Consider the following 1580-nt stretch of genomic DNA (forward strand, 5'->3'; position numbering starts at 1 on the left):
CGTGGGCTGTTCGATGAACCGCCATGACAGCGCCGCCGCGACGAAGGACAAGGCGATCACGCCGCCGCGCGCGACGATCTTGGACTCCGATCCGGGAATGAAGGGCGCGATTTTCTGAAAGACCAGAATGGGCCAGTGCCAGAGGTAAAGCGAATAGGAGATCTTGCCGACGAAACGCATCGGCGCGAGCGAGAGCAGTCGCGAAACCGGTGTGGCGGCGACGCTGCCGGCATAGATCACCGCGCCCGCCCCGAGGCAGGGCAGGGCGGCGGCCAGTCCGGGGAAGGCCATGTTGGAATTGAAGAAATAGATCGCATAGCCCATGCACAGCAGGCCGGCGACGGCGATCAGCGAGACCACCGCCGGCGTCGGGCGGAAGCCGTGGCTGGCGCGCCAGCGGCATTCCATGGCGAGCAGGGAGCCGAGCAGCAGCTCCCAGGCGCGCGTCGGCAGCGAATAGAAGGTTCCAACGGGCCAGATGTGGACAAGCAGGGCGCTGGACGCCAGCGAAAGCAGGAAAATCGCCGCCAGCGTGATGATCGCCGGGCGGCGCCCGCGTTTCAGGGACCAGGCCAGGATCAGCGGGAAGAACAGATAGAATTGTTCCTCGACCGCGAGCGACCAGGTGTGGAGCAGGGGAAGTTCTTCGGCGGCGAGCGCGAAATAATTGGTCGTCAGCCAGAAATAGATATTGCTGACCGAAAAGATCGCGGCGATCAGCGACCCGCCATAACCTTTGGTTTCGGCCGGATAGCCGACCAGCACGACGCCGATCGTGACGACGGCGAGGGTCACGAGATAAGCGGGCGCGATGCGACGGCAGCGGTTGGCGTAGAACCCGCCGAGGGTGAAGGCGCCCCTGTCCATCCCTTCGAGGATGCCGAGCGTGATCAGATAGCCTGAAATGACGAAGAAGACGTCGACGCCGACAAAGCCGCCGTTCAGGATCGATTGCGATACGTGGAACACCACGACCGAAACGACCGCGATGGCGCGGAGGCCATCAATATCGGCGCGATATTTTAGCTGCAATAGGCTTCGTCCCAATAGCTGTCGACGATATGGTTCCAGTCCAGATTGCGTTCGGCGGTGGCCAGCGCGCCTTGCGAGAGCTTATGCCGCAAATCGCGGTTGGCGGCGACGCGGCGGATCGCGTCCGCCAGCGCTTCCGGGTCGCCGGGCGGCACCAGCAGGCCATTCTGATCCGGCGCCACGATATCGCGCAAGCCGCCGACGTCGCTGACGATGGCGAGGCGGCCGTTACCCAGCGCCGCCGCCAGCACGCCGCTCTGGCTGGCGTTGAGATAGGGCAGGATCACGCAGGTCGCCGCCCGGATTTCCTGGATCAGGCGGGCGGCGGAAACGAAGGCGTTGTCGATGAAGACATTGGGATGGCTGGCGAGCTGCGGCGTCAGCAGATCGAGTTCCGGCCCCTTGCCGACGATGCGGAAATGGGTCGACGCGCCGAGATCCTTCAGGCGCGCGATCGCCTCGCCGAGCACGCCGAGACCCTTGTAATGCTCCATGCGGCCGAAGCAGAGCACGACGCAATCGCCGTTCTCATCCGGGGCGGCGGGCGG

2 protein-coding genes are annotated in these 1580 nt (G+C 64.7%); both read right to left on the bottom strand.

Going from position 1 to position 1580, the window contains the following annotated elements:
• On the bottom strand, window positions 1–1032 hold a 1032-nt coding region (locus ACE3S9_RS19390; protein WP_374548114.1), incomplete at its 3' end, for an acyltransferase family protein.
• Window positions 1023–1580 (bottom strand): glycosyltransferase family 4 protein (locus ACE3S9_RS19395; protein WP_374548115.1); only part of this gene is annotated, 558 nt, incomplete at its 5' end. The genes ACE3S9_RS19395 and ACE3S9_RS19390, both read right to left, overlap by 10 nt.

It is taken from the genome of Rhodoblastus sp. (assembly GCF_041915505.1).
Classification (GTDB): domain Bacteria; phylum Pseudomonadota; class Alphaproteobacteria; order Rhizobiales; family Beijerinckiaceae; genus Rhodoblastus.